The 24,154-nt window shown below is 69.6% G+C and carries 23 protein-coding genes; 18 read left to right on the top strand and 5 right to left on the bottom strand.

The window, feature by feature from the left end:
• The first annotated feature begins 15 nt into the window (after positions 1–15).
• Positions 16–1,641: an adenylate/guanylate cyclase domain-containing protein gene (locus tag CHB84_RS16240; protein ID WP_245818780.1), complete on the top strand. Its 1,626-nt coding sequence runs from the start codon at positions 16–18 to the stop codon at positions 1,639–1,641.
• On the opposite strand, the gene CHB84_RS16235 is transcribed toward CHB84_RS16240, so the two are convergent.
• Positions 1,601–3,775, bottom strand: coding sequence for a HelD family protein (locus tag CHB84_RS16235; RefSeq protein ID WP_089302465.1), 2,175 nt, complete (start codon positions 3,773–3,775; stop codon positions 1,601–1,603). The two genes, CHB84_RS16240 and CHB84_RS16235, sit on opposite strands and share 41 nt — an antisense overlap.
• Before the next feature lie 298 nt (positions 3,776–4,073).
• Between CHB84_RS16235 and rsmD the strand changes: the two genes are divergently transcribed.
• The 7 genes from rsmD (at position 4,074) to mutM (ending at position 8,781) form a co-directional block, all read left to right on the top strand.
• A complete protein-coding gene (gene rsmD, locus CHB84_RS16230) occupies positions 4,074–4,646 on the top strand; it encodes a 16S rRNA (guanine(966)-N(2))-methyltransferase RsmD (protein ID WP_089302464.1) in 573 nt (190 codons plus the stop codon).
• A 65-nt stretch (positions 4,647–4,711) separates the two neighbouring features.
• A complete protein-coding gene (coaD, locus tag CHB84_RS16225; RefSeq protein WP_089302463.1) occupies positions 4,712–5,194 on the top strand; it encodes a pantetheine-phosphate adenylyltransferase in 483 nt (160 codons plus the stop codon).
• Positions 5,195–5,334: 140 nt separating this feature from the next.
• A complete protein-coding gene (locus CHB84_RS16220) occupies positions 5,335–6,054 on the top strand; it encodes a DivIVA domain-containing protein (RefSeq protein WP_089302462.1) in 720 nt (239 codons plus the stop codon).
• Between the two features lie 175 nt (positions 6,055–6,229).
• Entirely contained in the window at positions 6,230–6,865 is a 636-nt protein-coding gene (locus CHB84_RS16215) for a YceD family protein (protein WP_089302461.1), read from the top strand.
• A gap of 83 nt (positions 6,866–6,948) precedes the next feature.
• The gene (gene rpmF, locus CHB84_RS16210) at positions 6,949–7,131 is read left to right on the top strand and encodes a 50S ribosomal protein L32 (protein ID WP_089302460.1); all 183 of its coding nucleotides are present in this window, start codon (positions 6,949–6,951) and stop codon (positions 7,129–7,131) included.
• A gap of 14 nt (positions 7,132–7,145) precedes the next feature.
• Positions 7,146–7,889, top strand: coding sequence for a ribonuclease III (rnc, locus tag CHB84_RS16205; protein ID WP_089302459.1), 744 nt, complete (start codon positions 7,146–7,148; stop codon positions 7,887–7,889).
• On the top strand, positions 7,882–8,781 hold the full coding sequence (gene mutM, locus CHB84_RS16200; RefSeq protein ID WP_089302458.1) for a bifunctional DNA-formamidopyrimidine glycosylase/DNA-(apurinic or apyrimidinic site) lyase: 900 nt from the start codon (positions 7,882–7,884) through the stop codon (positions 8,779–8,781). Before rnc ends, mutM begins: the two co-directional genes overlap by 8 nt.
• 79 nt (positions 8,782–8,860) lie before the next feature.
• On the opposite strand, the gene CHB84_RS16195 is transcribed toward mutM, so the two are convergent.
• Complete coding sequence (locus CHB84_RS16195; RefSeq protein ID WP_089302457.1) at positions 8,861–9,556, bottom strand: hypothetical protein; 696 nt, start codon at positions 9,554–9,556, stop codon at positions 8,861–8,863.
• A gap of 245 nt (positions 9,557–9,801) precedes the next feature.
• Between CHB84_RS16195 and CHB84_RS16190 the strand changes: the two genes are divergently transcribed.
• From CHB84_RS16190 to CHB84_RS16145, 10 genes are all read left to right on the top strand, one after another.
• Entirely contained in the window at positions 9,802–10,083 is a 282-nt protein-coding gene (locus CHB84_RS16190) for an acylphosphatase (RefSeq protein ID WP_089302456.1), read from the top strand.
• A 272-nt stretch (positions 10,084–10,355) separates the two neighbouring features.
• Complete coding sequence (gene smc / locus CHB84_RS16185) at positions 10,356–13,994, top strand: chromosome segregation protein SMC (RefSeq protein ID WP_089302455.1); 3,639 nt, start codon at positions 10,356–10,358, stop codon at positions 13,992–13,994.
• Between the two features lie 72 nt (positions 13,995–14,066).
• Positions 14,067–15,506, top strand: a complete 1,440-nt coding sequence (gene ftsY, locus CHB84_RS16180) for a signal recognition particle-docking protein FtsY (protein ID WP_089302454.1) — start codon at positions 14,067–14,069, stop codon at positions 15,504–15,506.
• Positions 15,507–15,665: 159 nt separating this feature from the next.
• Positions 15,666–16,994, top strand: coding sequence for an allantoinase AllB (gene allB, locus CHB84_RS16175; RefSeq protein WP_089302453.1), 1,329 nt, complete (start codon positions 15,666–15,668; stop codon positions 16,992–16,994).
• 52 nt (positions 16,995–17,046) lie between these two features.
• Positions 17,047–17,301 (top strand): thiamine-binding protein, encoded by a 255-nt coding sequence (locus tag CHB84_RS16170; protein ID WP_089302452.1) that lies wholly within the window; start codon positions 17,047–17,049, stop codon positions 17,299–17,301.
• Positions 17,294–17,671 carry a helix-turn-helix domain-containing protein gene (locus CHB84_RS16165; RefSeq protein ID WP_089302451.1) on the top strand — a complete coding sequence of 126 codons (378 nt, stop codon included), beginning with the start codon at positions 17,294–17,296 and terminating at the stop codon, positions 17,669–17,671. Before CHB84_RS16170 ends, CHB84_RS16165 begins: the two co-directional genes overlap by 8 nt.
• 259 nt (positions 17,672–17,930) lie before the next feature.
• The gene (gene uraD, locus CHB84_RS16160) at positions 17,931–18,473 is read left to right on the top strand and encodes a 2-oxo-4-hydroxy-4-carboxy-5-ureidoimidazoline decarboxylase (RefSeq protein ID WP_089302450.1); all 543 of its coding nucleotides are present in this window, start codon (positions 17,931–17,933) and stop codon (positions 18,471–18,473) included.
• Positions 18,470–18,802 carry a hydroxyisourate hydrolase gene (gene uraH / locus CHB84_RS16155; protein WP_089302449.1) on the top strand — a complete coding sequence of 111 codons (333 nt, stop codon included), beginning with the start codon at positions 18,470–18,472 and terminating at the stop codon, positions 18,800–18,802. The genes uraD and uraH overlap by 4 nt, the downstream gene beginning before the upstream one ends.
• A 2-nt stretch (positions 18,803–18,804) precedes the next feature.
• Positions 18,805–19,710 (top strand): factor-independent urate hydroxylase, encoded by a 906-nt coding sequence (gene pucL / locus CHB84_RS16150; protein WP_089302448.1) that lies wholly within the window; start codon positions 18,805–18,807, stop codon positions 19,708–19,710.
• Positions 19,683–21,116: a nucleobase:cation symporter-2 family protein gene (locus CHB84_RS16145; RefSeq protein WP_245818779.1), complete on the top strand. Its 1,434-nt coding sequence runs from the start codon at positions 19,683–19,685 to the stop codon at positions 21,114–21,116. The genes pucL and CHB84_RS16145 overlap by 28 nt, the downstream gene beginning before the upstream one ends.
• Positions 21,117–21,216: 100 nt before the next feature.
• Here the strand turns inward: CHB84_RS16145 and CHB84_RS16140 are convergent, their stop codons facing one another.
• From CHB84_RS16140 to CHB84_RS16130, 3 genes are all read right to left on the bottom strand, one after another.
• On the bottom strand, positions 21,217–21,582 hold the full coding sequence (locus tag CHB84_RS16140; protein WP_425432310.1) for an allophanate hydrolase-related protein: 366 nt from the start codon (positions 21,580–21,582) through the stop codon (positions 21,217–21,219).
• A 91-nt stretch (positions 21,583–21,673) separates the two neighbouring features.
• A complete protein-coding gene (gene alc / locus CHB84_RS16135) occupies positions 21,674–22,855 on the bottom strand; it encodes an allantoicase (protein ID WP_089302446.1) in 1,182 nt (393 codons plus the stop codon).
• A 120-nt stretch (positions 22,856–22,975) separates the two neighbouring features.
• On the bottom strand, positions 22,976–24,151 hold the full coding sequence (locus tag CHB84_RS16130) for a glycerate kinase (RefSeq protein ID WP_089302445.1): 1,176 nt from the start codon (positions 24,149–24,151) through the stop codon (positions 22,976–22,978).
• Positions 24,152–24,154 lie beyond the last annotated feature (3 nt).

Here is a 24,154-nt window from a genome sequence, read left to right as displayed (position 1 = left end):
ACCAGAGGCAGTGACGTGCTGGGGTGGGGCGCACGGGATGACAGGGTGCTGCGCGAGCGGCCGCTGGGTTCGTGGTTGCTCGGCTCCGGGGAGGAGCACGGTCGCCGGGTGCGGCTGCGTGTCCGGTTCCTGCTGACCGGATCGCTGCTCGCGGCCAACGCCGTGGGCGCTGCCGTGGCGATTGCCCTGGTGACAGTGGTGATCCCCGGTCCGAACGTGTTCGTCAGGGACCTGCTGCTCGTGAACTTCGTGGCCGTGCCCGTGTATATCCTCACGGCCTTGATCGGCGGCACGACCTGGGGCATCGTACGTGGCTTGCGCGTGCTGCGGTGGGCGACGGACGGTGCCGAGCTCGACGAGTACCAGCGGCGCGCCACCCTTCGGCTGCCCGCCGAGCTGACCTTCATGCAGGCGCTTGCCTGGCTGGGTGGGCTGGTGCTGTTCACCGTGCTGTACGCGTTCGTGCAGCCGGAGGTGGTACCCAAGGTCGCGTTGAGCATCATGCTCAGTGGCACCGTCACGTGCGCCAACGCGTACCTGCTCAGCGAGTTCTCGCTACGCCCCATCGCGGCGCGGGTGCTCGCGCACGGCCCGACACCACGCAGGCTCGCCCTCGGCGTGACGGTGCGCACCCTGGTGTTCTGGGGCGTCGGCTCGGGGGTGCCTGTCGTCGGTCTGATGGTCGTTGCCCTGCTCACCCTGTTCCAGCCGGGCGTGACGCAGTTCCAGCTCGTGGTGACCGTGTTGGCCCTGGGCCTGGTGTCGCTGCTGTCCGGGTTCATGCTCACGGTGCTCAGTACCCGTGCCACGACCGCACCGATCCGGACCGTCCGTGCCGCTCTCGCCAGGGTCGAGCGCGGTGACCTGGACACCGAGGTCGTCGTCTTCGACGGGACGGAGCTCGGTGAGCTGCAGTCCAGCGTGAACCGCATGGTTGCGGGGCTGCGCGAACGGGAACGCATCAGGGACCTGTTCGGCAAGCACGTCGGTGAGGAGGTCGCGAGGGCGGCGCTTTCCCGGCAGCTCGAGCTGGGCGGTGAGGTCAGGGATGTCGTGGTGCTGTTCGTGGACGTGACCGGCTCGACGCAGATCGCCCAGACGCGGCCGCCGACCGAGGTCGTCGAGGTGCTGAACCGGTTCTTCACCGTCGTCGTGGACGAGGTCCACGCGCACGACGGTTTCGTCAACAAGTTCCAGGGCGACGCGGCACTGGCGATCTTCGGGGCGCCGTCACCGGTGGACTGCGCGTCGAGCAAGGCGCTCGCGGCCGCGCGGGCGACCATCGAGCGGCTGGCCGCCGAGGTTCCGGAGTTCGCCGTCGGTATCGGCGTCGCGGGTGGTCAGGCGGTCGCGGGCAACGTCGGGGCGGAAAGCAGGCTCGAATACACGGTGATCGGGGACCCGGTCAATATGGCGGCCCGGCTCACCGAGCTGGCCAAGCGGCTCCCCGTCAACGTCGCTGCGGCCATGTCGGTGGTCGAGCGGGCTTCCGAGCGGGAGCGGCGCCACTGGCGCGAGCACGATGTGGTCGCGCTTCGCGGGCGGGCGACCCGCACGCGGGTGGCCGTGCCGAGCTCCGGCCCGCCCTCGTCCGAGGCGCTCACTCCGGCCTCCAGCCCGGATCCGACGTCAGCACCGTGAGCCGCTGCGTCGCCCTGGTCATCGCCACGTAGAGCCCGCGTCTGCCCGCAACCGACTCGGCGAGGAACTCGCCCGGTTCGACGAGCACCACCGCGTCGTACTCCAGTCCCTTGCAGTCGAGGCTGCCTGCGACCGTGAGTCGTTCGTCGGTCACAGGGGACATGAACTTCTCGAGGTCGGCCACGCGGTTCATCGCGCCGATCACGGCGACCGTTCCCTCGACCCGCGCCAGAACATCCATAGCTGCCTGCTGGACCTCGGACTCCAGTGAGGCCGTGTCGACGGTGCGGACCGTGGGGTCGATACCGGTGGCACGGACCGCGGTGGGCAGCTGGTCCGCGCCTGCGTGCCCGGACACGACACGTGCGGCGAGGGAGAAGATCTCCGCCGAGTTCCTGTAGTTGGTCCGGAGGGTGAAGCGCCTGCGTGCCGAGGGGGACCCCAGCACTCCGTCGGCCTCGGCCGCGTCGGCATCGGCGCCGTCCGCCGCGCTGTACCAGGAGCTTTGCACGGGATCCCCGACGACGGTCCAGCTGGCGTGCCGTCCGCGCCTGCCGATCATGCGCCACTGCATCGGCGAGAGGTCCTGCGCCTCGTCCACGATCACGTGGCCGAACTCGTCGTAGTGCTCCGGTAACGAGGACCGCGCTGCTCCCGGTGGCCGGGCTTGCCGGGGGTTCTGCCGGGGGTCCTGCTGGGGATCCTGCTGGGGATCCTGCTGGGGATCCTCCGCCGCCACGCGCCTGCGCCTCGGCTTTCCCACGAGCGATCGCAGTTCGTCGAGCAGTGCGATATCGGCCACCGAGTAGCCCGTCGCTGTGTCGGCGAACGAGGCGGCCAGGATGCTGATCTCGTCCGGCGTCAGCTGTGAGCGCGCGGCCGTGCGGAGGCGTTGCTCGTCCCCGAGCCGGCTCAGCACCTCCTCGGGGCGCAGTACCGGCCACCAGTCGACCAGGAAGCGGTGGAACTCGATGCGCTCGCCGAGCTCGGTGACCAGCCGGGCGCGATCGACCTCGGGGCCGCCGCTCTCGGCGTGGCGTTGCGCGACGTCCGCGAGCGCCTCCAGGAGCGCCTCAGCGGCGTGCACCCGGCAGCGGTTGGGCTGACCCCCGCGCCCGTGCACGCGCCTGCGCACGCGTTCGAGCTGGTCGCCTGCCAACCGCAGTACCTCGCCGCGGTAGGTGATGCGCAGCTCGGACGGCACACCCGGGGGTGTGCCGCGCACCGCTCGCCGCAGCACGCCGCGCATCCGCGCCGCCCCCTTGATCGTGGCGACCGGGGCGGGGTCGGTGTGCGTGGCCTCGTAACCGTCGAGCAGCTCGCCGACGGCACGCAACTCCACGCTGGTTTCCCCCATGGAGGGCAGGACGCGGGAGATGTAGGTGGTGAACGCCTCCGACGGCCCGATGACGAGGACACCGCCACCGCCGATCTGCTTGCGGTAGCGGTAGAGCAGGTAGGCGGCCCTGTGCAGGGCGACCGCCGTTTTCCCGGTGCCGGGGCCACCTGTGATCTCGGTTACGCCGCGCCACGGTGCGCGGATCACCTCGTCCTGCTCGCGCTGGATGGTGGCAACGATGTCGCGCATCCGCTCGCCACGTGCCCTGGCGAGCGCGGCCATCAGCGCGCCGTCGCCGACCACGCGCATCTCCTCGGGAAGGTCGTGCGGCATGAGGACGTCGTCCTCGATGCCGGTGACCGAGCGTCCGGAACTCTGGATGACCCTGCGCCGGATCACACCCATCGGCTGCTCGGCCGTGGCTTGGTAGAACGGCGCGGCCGCGTCCGCGCGCCAGTCGGTGACCAGGTTGTCGAACTCGCCGTCCCGGATGCCGAGCCTGCCGACGTAGACCGTCTCGCGCTCGTGCGTGTCCAGCCTGCCGAAGACCAGGCCTTCGTGCTCGGCGTCGAGCACCTGCAGGGTCTGATTGGCGTGATGCACCATCACGTCCCGCTCGAACAGCATGGATGCCTGCTCGAAGACCGCTTCGTGCCGGGCACCGTGGCCGAGCTCGTAGCCCCGGTCGCGCATCGACTCGGCCTGGCTACGGAGCTCGTCGAGCCGCAGGTACACGCGGTCGACGTGGGCTTGCTCGGTGGCGATCTCGGCCCGCAGAACCACAGACTCCGACACGCGGCTCTCCTCAACGACTCACCTCGGGGCTCGGGCGGGTTGCCGCACGAGCCGGGCCATTCACTCACCCGCCATCCACCGCGGTCAACGGGTGAACCGAGCGATTACCCGGAGCCGGAAGCACCCCGCCCGCCGGATCAGGAACGTGCCATATCAGTAGCGACGCGCCTGTGCGGGGAAGGTCCGAGAATACTCCGTACGATCCGGGCACGACCCGGCAGGCGAGTGCCGTCCACCGAGAGTACGCTGCTTCACCGGTGCGTGCGCGTGCCGTCCGGCGGTGCGAGAAGATACCCCTGTGACAAGGATCGTGGCAGGAACCGCCGGTGGCCGGAGGCTGCGTGTGCCGCAGCGCGGCACGAGACCGACGACCGAGCGCGTTCGGGAAGCGCTGTTCAATGCCCTGGACGCTGCCGACGAGGTCGTCGGCACCCAGGTGCTGGACCTGTACGCGGGCTCGGGGGCGCTCGGGTTGGAGGCGCTGTCCCGCGGGGCCGTCGACGCGTGTTTCGTGGAGAGCAACCGCGCTGCCGCAGGAATCCTGCGCCGCAACCTCGAGGAGGTGGGGCTCGGTGGCACGATCCGGCACGGGACCGTCGAGGCGACGCTGTCACAGCCCGCGGACAAGGAGGTCGACCTCGTTCTTGTCGACCCGCCGTACGCCGTCACCGACGCGCAGCTGCTCGTGGAGATGCAGGCGATGGCCGACAACGGATGGGTCGCCGATGGGGCGCTCGTCATCATCGAGCGCGCGCCACCGGACGGCGAGCAGTGCTGGCCGGAGGGGTTTCACGTGGCGCGGGTACAGCGGTACCGCGACACGACCGTCTACTGGGCCGAGTACCGGCCGGGCGATCACGTCGCCGGGTGAGGCCCGCCGGGTCACCGGCGGTGGCGTGTCGTCGGCGGGAGGACTCGCCTGCTACCGTCCGGCGCATGATCAGTGTGGTGTGCCCCGGTTCCTATGACCCCGTGACGAACGGGCATGTCGACATCATCGAGCGGTGCTCGCAGTTGTTCGACGAGGTCGTCGTCTCCGTGCTGATCAACAAGAGCAAGAAAGGGCTGTTCTCCATCGAGGAGCGGATGGAGATGATCAGGGAGGTGTGCGCGCACCTGCCGAACGTGCGCGTGGACTCCTGGCACGGCCTGCTCGTCGACTACTGCCGGGCCAACGGCATCCCGGCGATCGCCAAGGGGCTGCGTGCGGTCAGCGACTTCGACTACGAGCTGCAGATGTCGCAGATGAACCAGCGGCTGTCCGGGGTCGAGACGCTGTTCATCTCGACCAACCCCGAGTACAGCTTCCTGTCCAGCTCGCTGGTCAAGGAGATCGCCACCTACCACGGGGACGTGTCACACCTGGTTCCCCAGAGCATCGGCCGCAGGCTCACCGCCCGCGTGGACGAGCTGGCCTGACGGCGGGCGTAGGCGCGCACCGCGCTGAGGCCGTGCGGGGACACGCCCGGTGTCGGGTGACCTGCACGCGCTGGCGGTCGTGGTGAGGCAGACTTGCTCCGGTAAGTGCGTAGTGCACCTTGAGCAAGGGAGATAGTGCCGTGTACCGGGTTTTCGAGGCACTCGACGAACTCGTCACGATCGTGGAAGAGGCGCGTGGGGTCCCCATGACGTCGAGCTGTGTGGTGCCCCGCGGGGATGTCCTCGAGCTGCTCGACGACGTGCGTGACGCGCTGCCCAGGGAGGTCGACGACGCGCAGGACGTGCTGGACAAGCGCGACGAGGTGTTGAACTCGGCGCGCCAGCAGGCCGATGAGACGGTCAGTGCCGCCAACAGCAACGCCGAGAGCACCGTCGCCGATGCCAAGAGCGAAGCCGAGCGCCTGGTCAACGAGGCGCGCGAGCAGGCCGACCAGATCCTCGCCGACGCGCGTGCCGAAGCGGATCGGGCCGTCGCCGCCGGGCGTACCGAGTACGAGAACCTGACCGAGCGCGCGCGTGCCGAGTCCGACCGTATGGTTCAGGCAGGCAAGGACGCCTACGAGCGTTCCGTGCAGGAGGGCATGACCGAGCAGCAGCGATTGGTGGCGCAGACAGAGGTCGTGCAGGCCTCACACAACGAGGCGGCACGCATCGTCGACGAGGCGAACGCGGAGGCGGACCGGCAGCGTGAGGAGTGCGACGCTTACGTGGACGGCAAGCTCGCCGAGTTCTCCGATCTGCTGTCGCAGACCTTGCGTACCGTGGACCAGGGGAGGAACCATCTGCGCGGCTCGGGGGGCGGCTCCAACGGCCGCGGCCCGTACGACTATCACCGGTAGCCTCGACGGTAGGGCGACCGGTCACGCGTAGCTGTCTCCGGCTGCTTACCGTCCGCTGGACAGCACGCGGTTACCATGGACAATTGGCATACTCGTGCGTGCCACGCCGACGTAGCCGTCCTCGCCCCCGGCGGTGCGCACGTACCTTCCTCCTGCGAGTCTGAGAGTTCTCCCGATGTCTGAGCCGATCGAGCACGACAACCCTGGCGCTCGTGCCGCCCCGACCGGGCAGTCGTCCACGGCCCATGTCGACGAGGGTGCGTGGGTGATCGATACGCGCGAGTTCGGGCGCCGACCCGGACTCAGCCGAGCCGTGCAGGCACGTGTATCCGTGGACTACACGATCGGTGTCTCGGGTGTGATAGAGGTCACCGGTGGTACCCCGTTCACGCTCGACCTGCTGCTCGAGTCGGTGGTCGAAGGCGTCCTCGCCACGGGGGACGTCTCGGTACGCGCGCACGGCCAGTGCGCGCGGTGCCTCGATCCGGTGACCGAGGACATCGCGGTCAACCTCACCGAGCTGTTCGCCTACCCGGACTCGACGACCGAGGAGACCACCGAGGAAGACGAGGTCAGCCACGTCATCGACGACCGGATCGACCTCGAGCCGGTCGTTCGGGACGCGGTGGTGCTCGCGCTTCCGCTGGTACCGTTGTGCGACGACGGGTGCCAGGGGCTGTGCGATGGTTGTGGCGTCAAGTGGGCCGAACTCGAGCCCGGACACGAGCATGAGAGTATAGATCCCCGGTGGGCAGCGCTCGTCGAACGCTTCGAAGAGCTGTCCGACGAGAGCCCTCGTGAAGACTCGTGAAGGTAATGTCGGCCAGGGATGACCGGTACGGACCGGTCGGGTCCCTGCGCCGCATCGGTACGTGACGGTGAGGAGAGTTAACGGTGGCCGTCCCCAAGCGGAAGAAGTCGCGGTCGAACACGCGCACCCGGCGCTCGCAGTGGAAGGCGAGCCCGGTTCACCTGGTGCCGTGCTCGAATCGGGCATGCAAGGAGCCCAAGCCGCAACACGTGGCGTGCCCGAGCTGCGGTCAGTACGCGGGGCGTCAGGTCGTTGAACCCGCCTGAGTGGCTGGAACATCATGGCGGCTAACTCGGACACGGGTCCAGCGGCCGACACCACGCCACTGGTCGAGGCGCTCGGCGTCGACCTCGACCCGGAACTGCTGACACTCGCGCTGACGCATCGTTCCTACGCCTACGAGAACGGCGGGCTGACGCCGAACGAGCGGCTCGAGTTCCTCGGGGATGCCGTGCTCGGTCTGGTCATCACCGATCACCTGTACTCGGAGCATCCCGACCTGCCCGAGGGGCAGCTCGCCAAGTTGCGCGCGAGCGTGGTGAACATGCAAGCCCTGGCTGGCGTGGCGCGTGAGCTCGGCGAGGGCGGCCTCGGCGCACACGTGCTGCTCGGCAAGGGCGAGGAGATGACGGGGGGCCGGGACAAGGCGAGCATCCTCGCCGACACGCTCGAGGCGATGATCGGTGCCGTCTATCGCGAGCACGGCATCGAGCAGTCCCGCCGGTTGGTGCATCGGTTGTTCGCCGGGCTGCTCTCCGAGGCCCCGATGCGGGGGGCCGGTCTGGACTGGAAGACCAGCCTGCAGGAGTTGACCGCAGCCACTGCGCTGGGTGTGCCCGAGTATCGGGTGGTCGACACCGGGCCGGATCACCAGAAGGTCTTCAGTGCCACGGTTCTCGTCGGTGGCCGTGAGCTGGGGCACGGCGAAGGTGGGACCAAGAAGGAAGCCGAGCAGAAAGCGGCCGAGACGGCGTGGCGTGTGCTCTCGGCCGAACGGGACGACGCCTCTCCCGAACGTGCCTGAGCTTCCCGAGGTCGAGGTCATCCGAGCCGGCCTGGCCGAACATGTTGTCGATCGAACCCTCAGCGATGTCGAGGTTCTCCATCCGCGGGCGGTTCGACGGTACGTCCCCGGCCCGGAGGACTTCCGTGCTCGCCTGCTCGGCGAGCGGGTCGAGGCGGTCCGCCGCAGGGGCAAGTACTTGTGGCTGGAGCTGGACTCGGGAACCGCTGTACTCGGGCACCTGGGTATGAGTGGCCAGCTGCGCGTGCAGCCTGCGGGGACCCCGGACGAGAAACACCTCCGCGTGCGGATGCGCTTCGCGGACGGCGGTGACGAGCTCCGCTTCGTCGATCAGCGCACCTTCGGAGGCTTGCAGGTTACCGACCTGCGGCCGACCCAGGGCGGGCAGGTGCCCGCGGAGATCGTCCATATCGCGCGTGACCCGGTAGATCCGGACTTCCGGGCCGAGGACGTGGTGCGTGCGCTGCGTGCGCGGCGTTCCGAGGTCAAACGCGGCTTGCTCGACCAGTCGTTGGTGTCCGGGATCGGCAACATCTATGCCGATGAAGCGTTGTGGCGTGCCAGGCTGCACGGCACATGCCCGACGTGGCGGCTGACGCGCAAGCAGGGGCAGGTGCTGTTCCACGCCGTGGCCGAGGTACTGGACGAGGCACTCGCTGCGGGAGGGACGTCCTTCGACGCGCTGTACGTGAACGTGAACGGCCGTTCCGGCTACTTCTCGCGCGCCCTCGCGGTGTACGGGAGGGACGGCCAGCCGTGCGAGCGGTGCGCAGCGCTGATCCGGCGTGAGGTATTCATGAACCGCTCGTCCTACTTCTGCCCCACCTGCCAGCCGCGCCCGCGGAGCAGTCGGCGAGCCCGCGGGACACCTCCGCATACGGCACGCCCCTGACGGTGGCCTGCCGGTAGGACGCGGGCGGGTCCGGCGGTCTCCGAGGTCGCCGTTGCCCGCCGCGGCAACCCGGTAGGGGTTACTCGGCTGACGTCGACGCGTCACCCTCGCCGCTGTCGCCGTCGCCGGAGCCCTCCTCGCCGCCGGAGCCGCTGCCCTCGGTCTCGGTCTCGGAGGTCGTCGTCTCGGACTCCGAGGTAGTGGTCTCGGTCTCGGACGTCGTCGTCTCGGACTCCGAGGTAGTGGTCTCGCTGGTCGAGCTGGTTGTCTCACTCGTCGAGCTCGTCGAGCTCGTGGAACTCGTCGTCTCGGTGCTCGAGCTCGACGTCGGCTCGTCGGTCGTGGGGACGCCGCCCGAACGCGCGGACGTGCCGGCACCGGTGGTCCCGGGAAGGGTCGAGCTGATCGTCGTGGTCCCGTCCGGCCGGGTGATGATCACCGAGCTCTCCGTGGAGCGCTGCCTGCGTAGTGTCTCGCTGGCGACGGAGTCGTCGATCGGATCGGTGGTGTGCTCGGCGCTGGCATCACCGGCGACGCGGTCCCGTCCGCCGTCGGAATCACCCTTGTCGCGCTCGTACTCCTGGATGCTCTGGGGAGCCTCGGCGCCGTGGAAGCCGTCAGCGGCGAGGTCCGCCACGCCTGCGAAAGCGGTCGCTGTGAGCAGGCCGCTCGCCGCCAGTGCGAGGTAACCGCGTCTGCGGGACTTGCCGGTTACGGCATCAGGCGGTGCGACCGCGATTCGTAACTCGTCGTGCGCCCCATCACTCGGCGGCATACTCACTCCTTGCCCTGCCGGGACTGTCTACGTGGGCTGGGTCACAGGCTGGTCCTGAACGCGGCCGGCTGCCGCTCCCGATATCGGCAGCGGGCGCACTCTATCACCCGTCAGGGGGCGTGTGACACGTCAGGTACCGCATGTAGCCCCGGGTCAACTACGAATTGTGATGTTACAGCAGTCATGTCACACGCTTCGGTGTTTCTCTGGCGCTGCTGAATATCAGGCACGATAGACACGTGAGCATGGGAGACGGTGCGGTCCGGATGACGGCATGGGTACACGGCCGTGTGCAAGGCGTCGGTTTTCGCTGGTGGACGCGAAGTAGAGCGCTCGAGCTCGGCCTGGTCGGAAGCGCGAGCAACCTGCCGGACGGCCGGGTCGAGGTCGTCGCGGAGGGCCGGCGCGAGCACTGCGAGCAACTCCTCGGTCTGCTGCGATCGGGTGCATCACCCGGTCGAGTGGAGATGGTCGTCGAACGCTGGTCAGAGCCGCGTGGTGACGCTGTCGGCTTCGTGGAACGCTGAGGTACGGCTGTAGGCCCGGGCTCCGGGCGGCCCCGCTCCCGGCTCGGCACGGAGCCGCACTTCCCGTGTTGTGTCACCGTGTGTGCCGGTGCACGTCGGTTTCCGCCGCACCCGCCGTGCCAACAAGGAACGCGCCGGTCGCGCGGGTATCCTCGGTCGGTGGTTGGGTAAGCACTCCACCCGGCGGGCTGTCGACCACCCGCACGCGAGGACGGCCGGCAGCGAATGGCCGGATCGATGAACAAGGCGCCGATCAGTAGGGACACAGCTTCGTGCATCTGAAGAGCCTCACGATGAAGGGGTTCAAGTCCTTCGCATCCGCCACGACGCTGCGTTTCGAACCGGGTATCACCTGCGTCGTGGGCCCGAACGGTTCCGGCAAGTCGAACGTCCTCGACGCGCTGCGCTGGGTCATGGGTACGCAGGGGGCCAAGGACCTGCGGGGCGGCAAGATGGAGGACGTCATCTTCGCAGGTACGTCCGGCCGGTCGCCGCTCGGCCGTGCCGAGGTGTCGCTGACGATCGACAACTCCGACGGGGCACTGCCCATCGAGTACACCGAGGTATCGATCACCCGGCGCATGTTCCGCGACGGCGCAAGCGAGTACGAGATCAACGGCAGCACGTGCCGCCTGATGGACGTGCAGGAGCTGCTGTCCGACTCCGGTATCGGGCGCGAGATGCACGTCATCGTCGGCCAGGGGCAGCTCTCCGAGGTACTCCACGCCAAGCCGGAGGACCGCAGGGCCTTCATCGAGGAGGCCGCCGGTGTGCTCAAGCACCGCAAGCGCAAGGAAAAGGCCCTGCGCAAGCTCAACGGTATGCAGGCCAACCTGGACCGGCTCAACGACCTCACCAGCGAGTTGCGCAGGCAGCTCAAGCCGCTCGGCAAGCAGGCCGAGCTGGCGAGGAAGGCGCAGACCGTGCAGTCCGAGCTCCGCGACGCGCGGCTGCGCCTGTACGCCGACGACCTCGTGACACAACGGACCACCCTGGCCAAGGAAGAGGCCGATGAGCAGGCGGCTCGTGCGCGCCGCAACGAGGTCGAGCAGGCACTGGAGTCGGCGACGGCCGAGCAGAACGAGCTGGAGGAGTCACTCGCCTCCGATGCCCCGAAGCTCGCGGCTGCGCAGGACACCTGGTACAAGCTCTCCGCGCTGGCCGAGCGGCTGCGCGGCACCGTCCGGCTGGCCGTGGAGCGGCAGCGGCACCTGTCCACCGACGTGCACGAGCACACCGGTGAACGCGACCCCGAGGACATGCTCGCCGAGGCCGAGGAGGTCGCCGAGCAGGAAGCCGAGCTCACCGAGGCGATGGAGCAGGCGCGGCAGACGCTGAACGACACGATCGCCAAGCGCGAAGAGGTGGAGCGTGTCGTGCAGGCAGCCGATGAGCGGCATATGGCCGCCGTGCGGGCCATCGCCGACCGTCGGGAGGGCGTGGCCAAGCTGCGTGGTGAGGTCGACGCGCTGCGCAGCAAGGATGCCGCTACCGAGGAGGAGATCGAGCGGCTCACCTCGGGGATCGATGAGGCGGCCCGGCGCGCCGAGCAGGCTGCCGAGGAGCTCGAGCAGGCACGTTCCGAGGGGGGCATCTCCGACGAGGGCGATGCCGATCTCGACAGCCGCTACGAGCAGGCTGTGCAGGCCAGAGATGCGGCGACGAGGCGTGTCGACGAGCTGGTCGAGGCCGAGCGGTCCGCGGAACGGGACATCGCCTCGGAGAAGGCGCGACTGGACGCGCTGTCGATGGGACGCGAACGCAAGGACGGCTCGGCGGTGCTGCTGGAAGCGGGCGATGACGTGGGCGGGTTGCTCGGCGTCGTCGCCGAGTTGCTGGACGTGACGCAGGGCTACGAGGTGGCGGTCGCCGCGGCGCTCGGCCCGGCCTCGGAGGCTGTCGCGATGCGGGGCACCTCGGAGGCTGTCGCGGCGATGGACCACCTCAAGGCCCAGCAGGCCGGACGGGTAGGGATGCTTCTCGGCGGTGGGCCCGGCGCCGAACCCGCCGCATGGCCGGCTTTGCCGGACGGTGCGGTATGGGCACGGGACGTGGTGACCCCACCTGAGGCGTTGCGTGGCGCCGTGGAGCGTGCGCTCGACCGGGTCGCCATCGTCGGGGACCTGCCGGCGGCCGAGGGTCTCGTGCGTGCGCACCCCGAGGTGCGCGGGGTCACCCTCGATGGTGACGTGCTTGGCTCGGACTGGGCATCGGGTGGTTCGGTCGGCGGCGAGAGCGCCATCGAGGTGCAAGCGGCCGTGGAAGACGCCCAGGAACGGTTGCGCGCTGCCGAGCAACGCCTGAGCGAGACGCAGGCCACGCTCGAGGGAGCACGGGCGGAACAGCGCGCGAGGGAGGACGACGTCGTCTCGGCGAAGGAGGCCCTTTCCGAGTCGAAGGTGCGTAAGGCGCGAACCACGGAGCGGATCGAGCGGCTGGAGCAGGCTGCGCGCTCGGCGGAGGCCGATGTGGAGCGACTCCGCAAGCAGCGAGCCGATGTGTACCAGTCCCGGGAGGACGCGCTGACCAAGCTTGCCGAGCTGGAGGAGCGGCTGGCAGCGGTCTCGGACGAGCCGGCGGACGAGGACCCGGACACCTCCGAACGGGACGCCGCGGCGGCGTCGCTGTCCGAGATGCGGCAGGCCGAGGTGGACGCCCGCCTGGCGTTGCGTACGTCGGAGGAACGCGTGCAGGGCATCTCGGGCAGGGCCGAGTCCCTGCGCCAGGCGGCGGAAGCCGAGCGGCAGGCGCGGGAGCGCGCCGAGAAGGCACGGATCGCGCGCAAGCGGGCAGCCGACATCGCGGCTGTCGTCGTGGAGGGCGGGGAGAGCGCGCTGGAGCGCATCGAGGTCTCGTTGCAGCGCGCGACGGCCGAGCGCGATGCCGCGCAGCAGGCCCGGCAACGCAGGGAGGAGGCGCTCGCCCAGGTCCGCACCAGGGTTCGGGAGCTCAACGGTGAGCTGGAGAAGCTGACCGACGCGGTGCATCGTGACGAGCTGGCGCGCGCGGAGCAACGCACCCGGCTGGAACAGCTGGAAGGCAAGATCGCTGAGGAGTACGGGATCGGGCCGGATGACCTGGTCGCCGAGTACGGCCCCGACCAGCCCGTGCCACCCAGTGCGGAGGAGATGGCCGAGTACTCCGCAGCCAAGGAACGCGGCGAGGACGTGAGCGAGCCGCAGCCGATCCCGTACCACCGGCCGACCCAGGAACGCCGGGCCAAGCGGGCGGAGAAGGACCTCGCGTCGCTGGGTAAGGTCAACCCGCTCGCGCTCGAGGAGTACGCAGCGCTCGAGGAGCGTTACAAGTTCCTGTCCACCCAGCTCGAGGACCTCAAGGACACCCGTAAGGATCTGCTCTCGGTGATATCCGAGGTCGACGAGAAGATCCTCGAGCTGTTCAACACGGCCTACGCGGACGTGGCGCGCGAGTTCGAGGCGGTGTTCTCGGCCCTGTTCCCCGGCGGGGAAGGCAGGTTGGTGCTTACCGACCCCGACGACCCGTTGACGACCGGCGTGGATGTCGAGGCCAGGCCACCCGGCAAGAAGGTCAAGCGGCTCTCGCTGCTGTCCGGTGGGGAGAAGTCGCTGGTCGCGGTGGCGATGCTGATCGCGATCTTCCGTGCCCGGCCGTCCCCCTTCTACGTGCTCGACGAGGTGGAGGCCGCGCTGGACGAGACCAACATGCGGCGCCTGCTCAACCTGCTCGAACAGCTCAAGGAGAGCTCGCAGCTGATCGTGATCACACACCAGAAGCCGACCATGGAGATCGCCGACGCGCTGTACGGCGTGAGCATGGCAGGCGACGGCATCACGCAGGTGATCTCCCAGCGGCTCCGGTCGGGCGAACCCGACGTCGAACGTGACGTCCAACCGGACGCCCAGCCAGACGTTCAGCCGGATACCGCCTAGTGCCCACCGGAGGGGCACCGGCAGCGGACCGCCCCCCGGCGCTCGCCGCGAGCCGGGTGCGACGATTGCTGCGTGTCGAATAGTCTCTGGTTCTGGATCGTTGTCCTGGCCGTCGTCGTGGCGGCACTGGCCGTCCTCGCCGGGCTGCTGCTTGCCCGGCGACGGAGGATCAGTCTCGCCGAGAACGAGCGCGCGCAGCGCGACGACGGTGCCCGCGGGGGCGGTTACCAGGCCGGCGGTGGCGTCGCGCTGGCACCGGGCGGTACGCGGGACGGGACGGGGACTGCCGGGGGCGGTCCCGGGGACGCCGGAGCGGACACCGCTGTCGATCCCCCCGTCGATGCCGCTGGGCCGGCGCATCCCGCGGGGGAGCGTACGGAGGTCGACGGTGAGCCCGGCGTCGGAGAGGATGCCGCCGTACCTCGCGACGCCCCGCGCCGTGACATCGTCGACGTCGTGCTCCCGCAGGAGCCGGAGGTCCCGGAACAGGCGGTCGGCGCGGACGAGGCAGGCGAGCCCGCGGACGCTGGTGCACCTGCGGATACGGCAGAGCCTGCGGCCGAGCCCGCCGAGGAGATCGAACCGGCAGGCGGGCGGATCGAGCGGCTGCGCGGCAGGCTGTCGAAGTCGCGTTCGGCGCTGGGACAGAGCCTGCTCGGCCTGCTCGGGGCAGGCGACCTCGACGAGGAGTCCTGGGAGGAGATCTCCGATACCCTGCTGGTTGCCGACCTCGGCGCAGCGACGACGGAGGAGGTCGTGGACAGGCTGCGTGCCGAGCTGTCCGCGCGCGGCGTTCGCTCCGCGGAGCACGCCAGGCAGGTCCTCCGGGAGGTGCTGATCGAGGCCCTGCACCCCGAGCTCGATCGCGCGGTGCGGGCACTCCCGCACGAGTCCGACGGAGCCAAGCAGCCCGCTGTCGTGCTGGTCGTGGGGGTCAACGGGACCGGAAAGACCACGACGACAGGCAAGCTCGCGCGGGTGCTGGTGGCGCAGCGGCACCGTGTCCTGCTCGGGGCGGCCGACACGTTCCGGGCCGCCGCGGCCGACCAGCTACAGACCTGGTCGGAGCGAGTGGGCGCGGAGGTGGTGCGCGGGGACGAGGGCGCTGACCCGGCCTCGGTCGCCTACGATGCCGTGGAACGCGGCGGTGCCAGTCAGGTGGATGCCGTGCTCGTCGACACGGCGGGTCGGCTGCACACCAAGACGGGCTTGATGGACGAGCTCGGCAAGGTCAAGAGGGTGGTCGACAAGCAGGCGCAGGTGGACGAGGTCCTCCTGGTGCTCGACGCCACGACAGGGCAGAACGGCCTCGCTCAGGCGCGGGTGTTCTCCGAGGTCGTCGATGTCACGGGGATCGTGCTGACCAAGCTCGACGGCACGGCCAAGGGAGGCATCGTGTTCCAGGTACAGCGTGAGCTCGGCGTCCCTGTCAAGCTGGTCGGCCTCGGGGAGGGGGCGGACGATCTTGCGCCGTTCGAGCCGGAGTCCTTCGTCGACGCGTTGCTGGATTAGCGGACCCGGTTGACGAGCGCAGTGCCGTGACGCAGTATCGATTCCACAAGACAATACGATTGTTTCAAGTCACGGAATCTTGGTATGCAGCTGGCGGCAGGCGCGGCGGGTCGCCGGTGATGGCCGTTCCGACGAGGACGAGGGACGTGAGGCCGGCTCATGGATGTGGTTTTCAAGGCACAGCGTGTCATCACCAGTGCGGGGGAAGGTGCTCGCACCATCGGTGTTCGTGGCGGTGAGATCGTCGCCGTCGAGCCGTACGAAGCCGAGCTGGATGCCGCCCGGACGGTGGAGCTCGGCCCCGACGTCGTGCTCCTACCGGGGTTGGTGGACACGCACGTCCACGTCAACGACCCGGGCCGCAGCGAGTGGGAGGGGTTCGAGACGGCGACGCGCGCCGCCGCCGCCGGGGGCATCACCACCATCGTCGACATGCCCCTGAACTCGCTCCCACCGACAGTCGACATCCCGTCGCTCGAGGTCAAGCGCAAGGCCGCGCACGGCCGAGTGCATGTCGACGTGGGGTTCTGGGGTGGCGCGATCCCGGGGAACGAGGCGGAACTGCGTGGGCTGCACGACGCCGGCGTCTTCGGGTTCAAGTGCTTCCTGCTGCATTCCGGGGTCGACGAGTTCCCGCCGCTCGACGCCGAGGCGCTCGAGCGTGTGCTGCGGCAGCTCGGCGGCTTCGACGCGCAGATGATCGTGCACGCCGAGGACTCCGAGGCGATCGAGCGCGCGCCGCGCGCGTACGGAGGTCGTTACGAGAGCTTCCTGCGGTCACGCCCGCGCGGCGCGGAGAACGTCGCGATCGCACAGGTGATCGAGCTGGCCCGCTGGACAGGAACGCGGGCGCACATCCTGCACCTGTCCTCGTCGGACGCCCTTCCGATGATCGCCTCGGCCCGGCGCGACGGCGTCAGGCTGACCGTCGAGACCTGCCCGCACTACCTGAACTTCGTCGCCGAGGAGATCGATGACGGCGCGACGCAGTTCAAGTGCTGCCCGCCGATCCGGGAGGCGGCCAACCGCGAGCAGCTGTGGCGTGGCCTGGCCGACGGGATCATCGACTCGGTGGTCAGTGACCATTCCCCGTGCAGCCCCGAGCTCAAACGGCTGGATACCGGCGACTTCGGCACGGCCTGGGGCGGGGTCTCCGGACTGCAGCTCGGGTTGCCCGCGGTGTGGACGCAGGCGCGCCGGCGGGGATTCGCGCTGACCGACGTCGTGCGGTGGATGGCCGAGAACACCGCCGCACAGGCGGGTATGCGCAGGAAAGGGCATATCGCGCTGGGGTATGACGCCGACTTCTGCGTCTTCGCGCCCGATGAGGCCTTCGTCGTGGACGGGCAGAGCCTGCGGCACCGCCATCCCGTTACCGCCTACCACGGGCGGCCGCTCGCCGGTGTCGTACGCGATACGTGGCTGCGGGGAACCGAGATTACCGGCGACCGGCCGCACGGCACGCTGCTCAGCAACGGCGCGTGCTGACCGCAGCGCGCTCGGGTGCGCGCTGCAGCCGGCCGGCGGTAGGGTCTGCGCCATGACGCGCCTGGAGGTGGAGTTCACGACGGAGCCGTTCGAGGGGGAACGGCCGGACCCGCCGCCGCACGCGGTGGCCGCGCGCGACGCCGTGGAGAGCGCGGGCCTGCGGTGCGACTTCGGCCCGCTGGGTACCTCGATGAACGGGTCGTCGCAGCAGGTGCTGGATGCCCTGAATGCGGCGATACACGCCGCGCTGGAGCAGGGTGCCACCCGCATGACGGTGCGCGTCGACAGGGTGACCGACGATGAGTGATGCCGGTGCGCCGGAGCATCCGCTCGTGGATGCGGTGCGGCCGCTGGTCGAGGCCATTCGGGCCACCATCGTGCCCCCGGAGCGGGCCCGTAGCGGTGATGTGCGGCTGTGCTGGGACGGTGTCGAGGTCGCCTACGTCCGGCTCCCGGTCGCCGATGGCGCCGCCGGGCTGAGCAGGCTCATCGGTGAGGTCTCCGACGAGCTCGGTGGGCCGCTGCACACGCTGCCGCGGACGGAGAAGCAACGCGCGGTGCGGTTGCTCGAGGAGCGCGGGGCCTTCGAATGGCGCAGGGCGGTGGAGACGATCGCCGAGTCGATCGGGGTCACCCGCTTCACCGTGTACAACTACCTCAACCGGGATCGCGGCTGAGCGGTTCCGCCCGGCACCCGACACCTCGTGCAGGCGCCGTCGAGGAAGGCGCGTCAGTGGTCGTCTCCGTGCCCGCGCGGACGACGCCGGGCCGGGAGGTCCACGGACGCGCGCTGAGATCCGAGTCACCCCAATCTTCAACAAACTGTTGACTCGGATGAGTGTTGGATCCTACTGTTTCCGTTAACCGAAACCACGATTTCGCTTAGCGGGAAACGTGCAGGTCACCCGCGTGCGAATCCGGGAAGGGTGGCTGGAAATGGCTGCGGCGTATCCGGTACAGAGCTCCTCCGATGAATTCGGCGAGTCCGGCGTAACGCGGTTCAACGAGCTACCGGCGGTGGAGGCGCGGGAGCTTCTGCACGCCTGCTGTGACGTCCCCGCCTGGGTGGAGGCGGTGCTGCGCGGCCGGCCGTACGCCGATCGTTGCCGGCTACTCGACCATGCCGATCTGGCGGCGCGACGGTTGACTCCCACCGAAGTGGACCGCGCGCTCGCCGCGCATCCTCGTATCGGCGACCTTCCAGCGGACTCCGGCCGCGAGTCGTCGTGGTCGCGGGGCGAGCAGCGCGGCGTGGAACGCGACGAGGCGTCGCTGCGGCAGTTGAAGGAGGTGAACCTGGACTACGAACGCCGGTTCGGGCGGGTGTTCCTCATCTGCGCCGCGGGAATGACCTCGGAGCAGATTCTCGATGCCGCGCGCGCCCGGCTCGGCCATGACGAGGCGACCGAGCGGCGCGTCGTGGCGGAGGAACTCCGCAAGATCGCACTACTGCGTGTGGAAAGGGTGCTCGACGGATGACCACGATCAGCACACACGTCCTGGACGCCGCGCGGGGCCTGCCGGCAGCCGGGGTCCCCGTACGGCTGGAGAGCCGGGAGGCCGACGGCGAGCGCCTGCTCGGCTCGGACGCCACCGATTCCGACGGCCGGATCGGATCCTTCGACGGGGCGGCGGGCACGGGTACCTACCGGCTCGTCTTCGACACCGGCACGTACTTCGCAGACGCGGGGCGGCCCTGCTTCTTCCCCGAGGTCGTCGTGACATTCACCGTCACAGGCGCGAACGCGCACTTCCATGTCCCGATCCTGCTCAGCCCGTACTCCTACACCACCTACCGAGGGAGCTGACCATGGCTGTTGTCCTTGGCACCAACCAGTACGGCAAGGCCGAGTGCCACGTCGTCCGGGTATATCGCGACACCGCACGGCACCATATCCGAGACCTCACGGTCTCCACGGCACTGCGCGGCGACTTCGCCGAGGCCCACGTCGATGGCGACCAGGGTGAGGTACTGCCGACCGACACGCAGAAGAACACGGTGTTCGCCTTCGCGTCCGAGCGAGGCGTCGGGCAGATCGAGGACTTCGCGCTCGAGTTGGGGGAGCACTTCGTACGGCAGACGCCCGCGGCCACCGAAGCCAAGATCGAAATCTCCGAGCAAGGCTGGGATCGCATCGATATCGACGGTCACGGTCACGATCATTCCTTCGTGCGGTCCGGGCAGGAGACCCGGACCACCGTGGTCACCGTCCGCGGGCACGGCACCGACAGGCAGGCGTGGGTGATCTCCGGGTTGAACGACCTCGTGCTCGCCAAGACGACCGGCTCGGAGTTCCAGGGATTCCGCACCGACGGCTACACCACGCTCGCCGAGACCGACGACCGGGTGCTGGCGACCTCGCTGGTCGCCAGGTGGCGCTACCTCGGCACGGAGGTGGACTGGGGCAAGAGCTACGCGGAGGTGCGAGACACCCTGCTGCGGCGGTTCGCCGAGGTGCACAGCAAGGCACTGCAGCAGTCGCTCTACGAAATGGGCAAGGCTGTGCTCGAGCAGCACACCGACATCGTCGAGATCCGCTTCTCTGCGCCGAACAAGCATCACTTCCTGTTCGACCTCGCACCGTTCGGGCTGGACAACCCCGGCGAGGTGTTCCATGCGGCGGATCGCCCGTACGGGCTGATCGACGTGTCCGTGCGCCGTGACGACGTGGCCGAGGCCGGAGCCGCGTGGCACGCGGTACCGGGCTTCTGCTGAAGAGGGGCGTGATGTTCTCGCTACGCAGAACCTCCCAGCGGCCCGGCCCGGCGCGGCCGGAGGACGAGAAACTGCCGCCGCACCTGCTGACGCTCTACGGCCTGCAACACATCCTCACGATGTACGCGGGCGTGGTGACACCCCCGCTGATCATCGGTGGTGCGATCGGTCTGACCACCGCCGAACTCGGCATCCTCGTCAGCGCGGCACTGCTGGTCAGCGGGTTGGCTACGGTGCTGCAAACCCTGGGTGTCTGGCGGTTCGGCGCCCAGCTTCCGGTGGTCATCGGGATCTCCTTCGTCCCCGTCAGTGCCATGACCGCGATCGCCGAGGAGAGCGGCCTTGCAGTGGTGTTCGGCGCGGCCATGGCCTCCGGTGTGTTCGGCTTGCTGCTGATCCCGTTCATGGCCGGGCTGCGCCGGTTCTTCCCACCGGTGGTCACCGGAAGCGTGATCACAGTGATCGGGTTGTCGCTGCTGCCCGTGGCTGCCGGCTGGATCACGGAAGGGGCCGACGGTGGCTCTCCGCCTCTGGGTGACCTGGGGCTGGCCGCCGTGACACTGGTCATCGTCCTCGTGCTCGCGCGGCTTCTGCCCGGGGCGGCGAGCAAGCTGGCCGTGCTCGGTGGACTGGTCCTCGGCACCGTGATCGCCGGGACCGCGGGTCGGGTCGACTTCAGCGAGGTCGGCGAGGGGCCGGTTTTCTCGCTCGGTCAACCCTTCTACTTCGGACTCCCGGAGTTCCACATCGCCGCGATCGTGACGATGTGCATCGTCATGGTGGTCATCCTCGCCGAGGGTATCGCGGACATCCTGGCGGTCGGGGAGATCGTGGAGACCGAAGTGGACAGCCGGAGGCTGGCGAACGGGTTGCGAGCCGACGTGAGCGCTGCCGTGTTCGGGCCGGTACTCAACTCGTTCCCCGGCAGTACCTTCTCGCAGAACGTCGGGCTGATCGCGCTCACCAGGATCAAGAGCCGGTACGTCGTCGCTGTCGGTGGCCTGATCCTGATCACGCTCGGCCTGTTCCCGATCCTCGGGCGTATCGTGGCCACAATCCCGATGCCGGTACTCGGCGGGGCGGGCCTCGTGCTGTTCGGATCGGTGGCCGCGGCAGGGGTCCGGACGCTGGCGAAGGTCGACTTTGACAACAACCTCAACCTCGTCATCGTGGCGGTCGCGTTGGGTTTCGGTGTCATCCCTATCGCGGCGCCGGAGTTCTACGAGGGCCTCCCCGAGTGGCTGGCCATGATCATGCATTCCGGCATCGTCGGCGGCTTCGTGGCGGCGCTGGTGCTCAACCTGCTGTTCAACGTCCTCGGGCGCGCGAGCAGTGGTGGCGACGGTGCCGGTGCGCCCGCTGACGGGAGCCCGGGCCTCGCGCAGGAGGACACGGTCCGCGAGTGAGTGAGCGCCGCGCGACGAACACCCCGTGCCGACGCGGTCGACACGGGGTGTTCGTGTGCCCGACACGGGGTGCTGCCGTGCCCGAGCCGGGACCCTCGGATCAGCTGTCCTGGTACTCGCGCCAGGAGCCGAGGTGCGAGATGTCGGTCAGCCGGGCCTCCTGCCGGTACTCCTTGCGTAGCAGTACGGCCAGCGAGGGCGCGCCGTCCTCGAGTTCGATCACGCCGAGCTCGACCTCGGGGGGCTCGGCGGGCAGCAGGGAGTCACGCAGCGTCTCGAGGGGGAGCTCGTAGACCTCACCGGCCACGGAGGCACCCGCCGAGTCGGTCGGCTCCAGCGCGGGGAAGCGGTCGTCGACAGAGTAGAAGCGGTACTTCGGCGCGGTGCGTGCGGTCCGCACCAGCGGCGCGCCGCGCAGGTAGGGATGCAGCGGGCCGCCGCGCATGCCGCCGCCGTTGAGGAACATGTGGACCACATCGACCTCCTGAGCCGTTCGTGCTGTGTCGCTCGCTTCGTCGGGGGCTTGGGGCTTGGGTAGTTCGACGCCGGGTCCGGCGTCAGGTGCCGAGCACGAGCTCCGCTACCGAGGACGGGTCGGCTCCAGCGCGGTGCGCGGCGGTGCGCAGCGCCTCGACGTCGCTGTACGGGCGGCCTGCGAGGATCGCGCTCGTGGCACGTTCGGGCAGGCCGCCCTCCTCGCTCAGCAGCGCTGCGCCGCGGTCGTGCTGGAGGCTGTTGAACCATGCGAGGCCGATCTGGGCGCGCCCGGCCGGGGTGAGGTCACCGTAGACGCGGAGCCGTGCGAACCCGCCATCCGGGTAGACGTCGACGCGGACGTGGTCAACGGGCTCGGATGCCGTGACGGGGAACCGGTGCCGCGTGTCCGGCTGCAGGCGGGTGCGGGGGAGGAGCTCCACCTCGTGCGGCTGGTCATCGGTCCGGGCCGTACCGGTGAGCCGGAACCAGCCGGGGGCGTTGCCCTTGAAGTGGGTGGTGTCGATCTCCACCTGGTTGACGCTCCCCTCCGCCGCCAGGCGCACCTCGACCCAGTCGTTGCCGTCGTCGCGTCGCCGCGCCGTCTCCCAGCCCTCACCCATCACGCGGGCATGCCCGGGCATCAGCAGGTTGTTCGGGGAGGAGAAGAAGCGGTTGGAACAGCCGGTGACCACGCCGCCGTTCTCCTGCGCGGCCAGGTCGAGCGGCATACCGGCGAACGATCGGGGGTTGGCGAGGACCTCGCCGTGCACGCGCAACCGGGCCACCCCGCCGTCCGGGAAGATGTTCAACCGCACATGGGTGAAACGCTGGTCGCAGGAAACGGCGAACAGGTTGTTCGAGTCCCCCTTGAGAGCCTCCTTCGGTACGATCTCGACCCACTCGACGCTGTCGTCGCCGAGCTCCTCCGGCGAGGGGTAACCGGGCACCGAGGTCGCCTCGATGGAGCACTGTTCGGGATAGTTGCCCGTGAAGAACGCGGTGTCCACCGTGACGCCGTGGATGATCCCGGGGGCACCCAGCCGGATGACCGCCCAGTCGTACCCGGTATCGCGCCTGCGCCGTGTCTCCCAGCCGTCGTAGACCTGCCCCTTGTGGCCGAACGTGTGCGGCCGGAACTCCGGCGCCTGCGGCGTGAGCAGGTTCTCCTTCTCGGCGAAGAACTCGTCGCTCGCCGCGACGACGGCGCCACCGAGGGCGCGCCCTGCCAGATCGGGTAACGCGCCGAAGTCCATGGTCGTCATGGCCGTCCCTCCTGCTTGCTGCTGGTGCTGACATTCTCCGCCGTACGGGAAAGGGTATTCCTGATGCGCGCCGGTCGCCGCCGGCAGGTCAGCGGGCGGCGCCTGCCGCCGGCTTCCGGCTCATCGGCCGTCCGGTGCCGGGGCCGGCGGCATCAGCGGGTCCCTGGCGAGCCGTTCCGCTGCCAGCCGCTCGAGCAGGGCGCCCGCTTCGGCGACACACCGGTCGGGATCGGGTTCGAGGTCGGTCAGCGCGTACGCGCCCGCGAAGCCCGCGTCGACGAGCTCGGTGCCGGTGATGAGGCAGCGGCCGGCCACGGCCAGTACGTCCACCCCGGCACGGCGGGCGGCCTTGGCTACCCCGGCCGGGGCCTTACCGCGTAGGGTCTGACGATCGACCGAGCCCTCGCCGGTGATCACCAACCCGGCGCCTGCCAGTGCCGAGTGAAAGCCCACCAGATCGAGCAGGTACTCGATGCCGGGGCGGACCGATGCGCCCAGCACCGTGAGAGCGGCGAAACCGACGCCGCCCGCCGCTCCGGCGCCGGGGATCTCGGCCGAGCCGTCTGCGATGCCTGCGTCGCGGTGCAGGACCTCCGCCCAGCGCGCGAGCGCGCGGTCCAGCTCGCCCGCGAGGACACGGTCGGCGCCCTTCTGGCGGCCGTACACCTGCGCGGCCCCGTGCGGCCCGAGAAGCGGGTTGTCGACGTCACACGCCACCACGATGCGCGCACCGTGCACGCCAGGGTGCAGCCCCGATGTGTCCACGCTGGCGACCTCGAGCAGCCCTTCGCCGCCCGGCCCCGGGTCGGCGCCGTGCCCATCGGTCAGGCGAAGCCCCAGCGCCCGCAGCATTCCCGCACCTCCGTCGGTGCAGGCACTGCCGCCGAGGCCGAGCACGATCTCGCGGCATCCCGCGTCCAGGGCGGCGCGGACCAGCTCACCGGTGCCGTAGGAGGAGGCGCGCATCGGCGCGCGTACCCCGCCGGGCAGCCTGCGCAGCCCGGAGGCGTCGGCGAGCTCGACCACCGCGACGCCGTCGCGTTCGGCATAGGACGACTCGATCGGCTGCCCCGTCGGCCCGGTACACGGCACCGGAACGGACCGGAAACCCGCTGCGAGAGCGGCCTCCAGGGTGCCGTCCCCGCCGTCGGCCACCGGCACCAGGCGCAGGTCCGGGCCGTGCGACTCGGTGGGCAACGCGCGGGCGAGGCCTGCGGCCAGGTGCCCGGCGACCTGGGGAGCGGTCAGTGAGCCCTTGAACTTGTCCGGGGCGATGAGGACATGACCGGTGTTCATCGC

The organism is Haloechinothrix alba (genome assembly GCF_900188115.1).
Classification (GTDB): domain Bacteria; phylum Actinomycetota; class Actinomycetes; order Mycobacteriales; family Pseudonocardiaceae; genus Haloechinothrix; species Haloechinothrix alba.
The sequence above is the reverse complement of the archived record's forward strand: the minus strand, read 5'-3'. Positions and strand labels throughout refer to the sequence as shown.

Excerpts from the sequence above, each read along its gene's own strand:
- coaD (WP_089302463.1), top strand. The coding sequence starts at position 4,712 with ATGATCAGTGTGGTGTGCCCCGGTTCCTATGACCCCGTGACGAACGGG.
- CHB84_RS16170 (WP_089302452.1), top strand. The coding sequence starts at position 17,047 with ATGACGCGCCTGGAGGTGGAGTTCACGACGGAGCCGTTCGAGGGGGAA.
- CHB84_RS16195 (WP_089302457.1), bottom strand. The coding sequence starts at position 9,556 with ATGCCGCCGAGTGATGGGGCGCACGACGAGTTACGAATCGCGGTCGCA.
- uraD (WP_089302450.1), top strand. The coding sequence starts at position 17,931 with ATGGCTGCGGCGTATCCGGTACAGAGCTCCTCCGATGAATTCGGCGAG.
- uraH (WP_089302449.1), top strand. The coding sequence starts at position 18,470 with ATGACCACGATCAGCACACACGTCCTGGACGCCGCGCGGGGCCTGCCG.
- rnc (WP_089302459.1), top strand. The coding sequence starts at position 7,146 with ATGGCGGCTAACTCGGACACGGGTCCAGCGGCCGACACCACGCCACTG.
- pucL (WP_089302448.1), top strand. The coding sequence starts at position 18,805 with ATGGCTGTTGTCCTTGGCACCAACCAGTACGGCAAGGCCGAGTGCCAC.
- CHB84_RS16140 (WP_425432310.1), bottom strand. The coding sequence starts at position 21,582 with ATGTTCCTCAACGGCGGCGGCATGCGCGGCGGCCCGCTGCATCCCTAC.
- CHB84_RS16190 (WP_089302456.1), top strand. The coding sequence starts at position 9,802 with ATGGGAGACGGTGCGGTCCGGATGACGGCATGGGTACACGGCCGTGTG.
- alc (WP_089302446.1), bottom strand. The coding sequence starts at position 22,855 with ATGACGACCATGGACTTCGGCGCGTTACCCGATCTGGCAGGGCGCGCC.
- CHB84_RS16130 (WP_089302445.1), bottom strand. The coding sequence starts at position 24,151 with ATGAACACCGGTCATGTCCTCATCGCCCCGGACAAGTTCAAGGGCTCA.
- CHB84_RS16215 (WP_089302461.1), top strand. The coding sequence starts at position 6,230 with ATGTCTGAGCCGATCGAGCACGACAACCCTGGCGCTCGTGCCGCCCCG.
- CHB84_RS16165 (WP_089302451.1), top strand. The coding sequence starts at position 17,294 with ATGAGTGATGCCGGTGCGCCGGAGCATCCGCTCGTGGATGCGGTGCGG.
- allB (WP_089302453.1), top strand. The coding sequence starts at position 15,666 with ATGGATGTGGTTTTCAAGGCACAGCGTGTCATCACCAGTGCGGGGGAA.